Below are 5817 nucleotides of genomic sequence, written 5' to 3' on the forward strand. Positions count from 1 at the left end.
ATTCCTCACCCAAAAACGAAAAGCTATGAAAAAGTAAGAATAAGAGAGTATGTGTCCAAACCTAGGGGGTTAATCCGCATCTTATCCAAAAATTACAGCACGGATAGATTTCAAATATAGTGCAAATCAGAAAAGTGAGATGATGCGTTATATAAGCTATTACCCAACTTATGATTTTCGTGACGAATCAAAAAATGGGTTTGATGGCTCTTTCATTTCTACAAATTTGCCCGACCCTAAATATGATTACGAAGATGACAATGGTGATGGAAAAGATGATGAATTAGAAGCAGTATCTAGAGACCAATGGAGTATTAGTGCTAACACGAATTACTATGTAACTAGTAGCTTTGGTGTGGTAAATACGACAAATGATCCCAAGGTTTCTTCTTATGCATCAATTAGTGTAGCACCAATTTATCCAGGAGGGGACTACAACACTGTTGCTGGTACAGCCGAACTTCTCGGAGTATTTAAATATAGCCAGTTATCAACTCCTTCATCTGTGTCAAATAGAGAAGCTCTCGTCTTGAATACTGAAATTTTAGCGGATAGAGAATATGATAAAATCAAAACGAAAGGTGATTTAGAGAACTACAAAAACAATGTAAACAAAAGAGTGGAAAGGTTCAAAAGTAACGATGATTACCAATTTGTGATTACATTAAAGAACCCTATGAGCATAGACAGTTTTTACGATTTGGTTTCCGATTATAATTTAGAGGTTTCAGAATTGTATGCCAGAGGTATTGATAGTGAAAAAAATATTGTAACTATCGGCACAAAAACAATTCAACCAGAGGTTTTAGAGAGCATTCAAAAAGAAGCTTCTTATAGCTTCAAGGGTATTATTGAAATTGAAGGTACTGCTAAAGGAAAAGACTTAAAAAAGATAATGAAAAATGATAAAGTTTTTGCTGTAGAAGTGCAAACTGAAGATCAACCAGCATTTGGTTTGTACTGGAAGAAGGAAACTCTCAACAAATGATTACATTTAAAAATAAAGGTCTGCAAAATCATACTGTAGACCTTTACTTTTCCTTTGCGAGAGGAGAAACTTTCATGACGAAAACAAAATCTGGATGGTTACGAACGCTAGTGGAAATAGGGATGATATACGTTTCTTTATACGCGATTGTCTTTCTTATCGGCGTATACAGCTTTACAATCGTCACGGATTTGCCGACTGATCGGGATAAAAACGGATCTGGACTATTTCTAGGTACCCTTGTCAATTGCGTTCCTTTTTTGCTTCTTGGTTGGAGAGCACATTTTTTTCACAATCGAAATATTCATACTGTTGCTATTGCCACCGTAGTTACTTCCTTCCTTTTGGAAAAATTTTTACCTGTCTGTTTCGCGTATGTATTCTCTCCAGCAGACCCGTTTGTACTTCTAAGCGAAGAGCTTCCTTATTATATTTTTGGCATAAATTACATCCTATATGGCACCCTTTTATCGTGCTTATCTTTTTATATTGGCTTGTTTGTCAGGCGATCATTAAAGCAGCATACTGCGTCATAACCTCCAAAAGACCCTTACTGAATCAGCAGGGTCTTTTCGGTTGCAAAAGGACACGTAGAAGGAGCTTTGCTGGCCGCTTCCATTTTTGCGTCTGTATTCATTTTTTTACGGCTTGCTGACAGCCTCCAAGCCATTCCATACCCCAAACTGCGCCTGGTATAAGCGGCTGTACACACCGCCTGCGTCGATCAGCTCGCGATGATGCCCCTGCTCGACGATGCCCTCCCCCGTCACCACGACGATTCGGTCTGCATCCTTGATCGTCGCCAGCCTGTGCGCGATCACCAGCGTCGTCCGGCCTTTGGACAGCTCTGCCAACGATTGCTGAATCGCCAGCTCTGTCTCCGTATCCAGCGCCGAGGTCGCTTCATCGAGAATCAGGATCGGCGGATTTTTCAGGAACATGCGGGCAATCGCCAGCCGTTGCTTTTGACCGCCGGACAGCTTCACGCCGCGCTCCCCGATCACCGTCTCCATGCCTAGCTCCTGCGCGCGAATAAAGTCATCGAGTCGCGCTCGCCGTGCCGCTTCCCAGATTTCCTCCTCGCTCGCCTCCAGTTTTCCATACAAAATATTTTCGCGAATCGTGCCCGCGAACAGGAACACATCCTGCTGCACAATCCCGATCTGTCGGCGCAACGAATCTTGTGTCACCTGGCGGATGTCCACCCCGTCAATGCTGATCGAACCGCTCTCGACCTCGTAAAACCGCGGCAGCAAGCTGCAGAGCGTCGTTTTGCCCGCACCGGACGGACCGACGAACGCGATCGTTTCTCCTTTGCGGATGACCAGATCGACCTGATCGAGCACTGTTTTCTCTCCGTCATAGCTGAAGGAGACCTGGTCGAAGCGAATCTCTCGCTGAAACGGCTTCATTTCCACCGCGTCCGGAGCATCCGCCACATCCGGCTCTGTGTCCAGCAATTCGGTATAGCGCTTGAAGCCTGCGAAGCCTTGCGGATAACTTTCCACAATGGCGTTGATCTTCTCAATCGGACGGAAAAACACGTTCGTCAGCAACAAAAAGCCGACAAACTCTCCGTACGTAAGCTGCTCGCGAATGACGAACCAGGTTCCGCACACCATGACAAACAAAGTGACAAACCGCATCATCATGTAGCTGATCGAACCGTTTTTGGCAATCAGCTTGTAGGAGCTGAGCTTGGTCAGGCGAAAGCGCCCGTTGTTGACAGCAAATTGTGCTTCCTCGTGCTTCTCGTTGGCAAACGCCTTGACGACACGGATGCCACCCACGCTGTCTTCAATGCGAGCGTTGAAGTCGCCCACATCGCGAAACAGTTGGTGGATCGCCTGGGTCATTTTTTTGTTGAAGTACACGACGACCCAGATGATGGCCGGCACAACGATGAAGGTGATAACCGCAAGCTGCCAGTTGATGGACAGCATGAGCGCAAACGAGCCTACAAGCGTCATGATCGCGATAAACAAATCCTCCGGTCCGTGATGCGCCATTTCGCCAATCATGTTCATGTCGTTTGTCAAGCGGCCGATCAAATGCCCGGTCTTCGTATTGTCAAAAAATCGGAACGACAGCTTCTGGATATGCGAAAACAGCTTGCGCCGCATATCCGTCTCGATGTTGATGCCCAGCATATGCCCCCAGTAGTTGACGATGTACATAAGCAATGTGTTCAAGGCATACAAGGCGAGCAGTCCGAGCGAAGCCCACAAAATCATGCCCCACTTCCCGCCCGGCAGCAAATCGTCGATAAAAGCATTTACCGCTACCGGAAACGCCAGCTCCAGCAAACCGGCAATGATTGCGCAGCCAAAATCAAGCACAAACAACCATTTATACGGGCGGTAGTAGGAGAAAAAGCGTCGAATCAATCAATGGCCCCCTTTTGGCGTTGGGTTCGCTCCTGTCAGTACTGACCCGGCAAGCTTTTGTCAACGCAACTGCAATAATGATTATCAATTTCATCAATAAGTATAGCAATGTGCCTTGTGAAAGAGAATGGCACATTCATGAATCGATATGGATTATTCATGAATCCCGTTGAAACTCGCTCGGGGACAGGCCGGTGTATTTTTTGAAGCGCTTGCTGAAATACAACGGATCGGAAAAGCCTGTCCTTTGCGCCACCTCCTTGATGCTCAATTGGCTGTGCACGATATTCAACAAGTTTTTCGCCTGGTTAAGTCTGTATCTGTTCAAATATTCACCCGGACTAATTTTCAAATGCTTCTGAAACAGGTAAGCGAGCCGGTTGACATTGATCTGGTGCATTTCCGCAAGCCGATTCATGCTCAAGTTTTCCATGTAATGATTATGAATATAATCGAGCAGCCGCTCCAGCAATAGCCGCCCCTCGTCTTGCGCGCGATACAGCACGAGCGAAAACAGCTCGTTCAAGATGCCGTACCACAGCTCTTTTACGCGCAGCTTGTACAAGTCGCCGGGGCTGTTCCAGTACCGCTCAAGCTGCCTCAGCTTCTCCTGCAGCCGGGCGCTCTGCTCGACAAGGTGCAAGCCGTAATGCTGCCCGGCGTAATCGCATGCATCAGCCAGCTCCCAGTGCTTCACCTGATAGAGCACGAGAATGTAGACCCACTTTTCCTCGCCGATCACCTTGCGATCAAACGCCATGTCAGGGCCAGCGTGTACGACCATCCCCGGCTCCATATCGTATCCCGTGCCGTCAAACCACATTTTGGCTCTCCCGGATAGAGGGAAAATAAATGCCGAATGCAGCCCGGTTCGTCCCCCAAAATATTTCATTCCCGGCTGTCGTTCTTCGAGGGATACACTGGTGAGTGTAATGGCTCCCCTGGCGTGATAGTCGATCAACAGACCAACCTTTGCTCTATCCATTTGCACCCCGCCTTGCTTTTTACTCAAAAGAACCGTTGGATGTAAGCGCGGCATGGTCGCTACCGCATCCAGGAAAAGCTCTGCAACCACCCAGCACATGGATATGCTTCATGCATGGATATGCTTCACGCTTGGCTATGCTTCACGCTTGGCTAGCTTTGGTCACGCACACGCTTCTCCTATCGGCAGGCAAGCGCCAGCCTCGCTTGGTTCTTCTGTTCAGGTGTTGTTGCCAGCGGCTCGCGCTGTTACTCCGCTCGGCGTAGCACCTGGCATTGGAACACATTTTTACTCACAAAATCTGCAATTTACCTCTTGTGAAAATTTCGGTTCTCGTTTATCATATTAGATAATGATTCTCATTTTCAACCAATCGAATTGGCCAAACTGTCGAATTCTACAGCTTGCTCTTCTGGCTGCTTGCAGGACTGATTTCTTCATTTCTTGCGTGTAACGAATCAGTCACCTGTTGCATCCGGTTCGCTTGCTTGCTGATCGGCTTCAGGAGATGGAGCGATACATACTGCTTTTCATGTTGATCGTAACAAATTAAAATAACCCTAAGGATGTTCATCCTTAGAGCTTGATTTCAGAAATGGTGCCGGTGAAGGGACTTGAACCCCCACGGTTTCCCTCACGATTTTGAGTCGCGCGCGTCTGCCATTCCGCCACACCGGCAATTAAATTGGAGGAGGCACCCGGATTTGAACCGGGGATAAGGGTTTTGCAGACCCGTGCCTTACCCCTTGGCTATGCCTCCATGTATAAAAAAGGTTTGAATGGAGCGGACGACGGGTCTCGAACCCGCGACCTTCGCCTTGGCAAGGCGACGCTCTACCAATTGAGCTACGTCCGCGTATAAATGGCTGGGGTACTAGGATTCGAACCTAGGAATGACGGAGTCAAAGTCCGTTGCCTTACCGCTTGGCTATACCCCAATAAGTAATCCCCAACTTTGAAATTATGGGGCGATCGATGGGACTTGAACCCACGAGTGCCGGAGCCACAATCCGGTGCGTTAACCCCTTCGCCACGACCGCCATATTAACTAACTATGCCTTTTGGAAAATGGCAGGGGCAGTAGGAATCGAACCCACACCAAAGGTTTTGGAGACCTTCGTTCTACCGTTAAACTATGCCCCTACACATGGTGGCTCGGGACGGAATCGAACCGCCGACACGAGGATTTTCAGTCCTCTGCTCTACCGACTGAGCTACCGAGCCGTATGTATCTTTTGCTTAGCGTGCCATTTGTTGTTTGTGAAAAATGGCGGAGCTGACGGGATTCGAACCCGCGACCTCCGGTGTGACAGACCGGCGTGAACTCCAACTTCACCACAGCTCCATGTTCGGTTGCACCTACAGGTACTCCCTTTGCATGAAAGAAAATTTGGTTGCGGGAGCAGGATTTGAACCTGCGACCTTCGGGTTATGAGCCCGACGAGCTACCGAGCTGC

Annotated in this window: 4 protein-coding genes and 8 tRNA genes; 2 read left to right on the forward strand and 10 right to left on the reverse strand. The window is 48.0% G+C overall.

The features are described from left to right. Positions 1-139 precede the first annotated feature (139 nt). A complete protein-coding gene (locus AC3WQH_RS25115) occupies positions 140-988 on the forward strand; it encodes a hypothetical protein (protein ID WP_492332312.1) in 849 nt (282 codons plus the stop codon). A gap of 74 nt (positions 989-1062) precedes the next feature. Beyond that, a complete protein-coding gene (locus AC3WQH_RS25120; protein WP_237716599.1) occupies positions 1063-1524 on the forward strand; it encodes a hypothetical protein in 462 nt (153 codons plus the stop codon). A 105-nt stretch (positions 1525-1629) separates the two neighbouring features. On the opposite strand, the gene AC3WQH_RS25125 is transcribed toward AC3WQH_RS25120, so the two are convergent. From AC3WQH_RS25125 to AC3WQH_RS25170, 10 genes are all read right to left on the reverse strand, one after another. Continuing rightward, complete coding sequence (locus tag AC3WQH_RS25125; RefSeq protein WP_005836534.1) at positions 1630-3375, reverse strand: ABC transporter ATP-binding protein; 1746 nt, start codon at positions 3373-3375, stop codon at positions 1630-1632. A 157-nt stretch (positions 3376-3532) separates the two neighbouring features. Then, entirely contained in the window at positions 3533-4360 is an 828-nt protein-coding gene (locus tag AC3WQH_RS25130; RefSeq protein WP_310670082.1) for a helix-turn-helix transcriptional regulator, read from the reverse strand. 596 nt (positions 4361-4956) lie between these two features. Then, positions 4957-5038, reverse strand: a tRNA-Leu gene (locus AC3WQH_RS25135). A gap of 8 nt (positions 5039-5046) precedes the next feature. Beyond that, positions 5047-5120, reverse strand: a tRNA-Cys gene (locus AC3WQH_RS25140). A gap of 20 nt (positions 5121-5140) precedes the next feature. Continuing rightward, positions 5141-5216: transfer RNA gene (locus AC3WQH_RS25145), tRNA-Gly, on the reverse strand. 7 nt (positions 5217-5223) lie between these two features. Beyond that, positions 5224-5298: transfer RNA gene (locus AC3WQH_RS25150), tRNA-Gln, on the reverse strand. 26 nt (positions 5299-5324) lie between these two features. Beyond that, positions 5325-5400 (reverse strand) — tRNA-His (locus tag AC3WQH_RS25155). 29 nt (positions 5401-5429) lie between these two features. Continuing rightward, positions 5430-5503: transfer RNA gene (locus tag AC3WQH_RS25160), tRNA-Trp, on the reverse strand. Positions 5504-5508: 5 nt separating this feature from the next. After that, positions 5509-5584: transfer RNA gene (locus tag AC3WQH_RS25165), tRNA-Phe, on the reverse strand. Between the two features lie 44 nt (positions 5585-5628). Further along, positions 5629-5705 (reverse strand) — tRNA-Asp (locus AC3WQH_RS25170). Between the last annotated feature and the right edge of the window lie 112 nt (positions 5706-5817).

It is taken from the genome of Brevibacillus sp. FW301-21C12A (assembly GCF_058788915.1).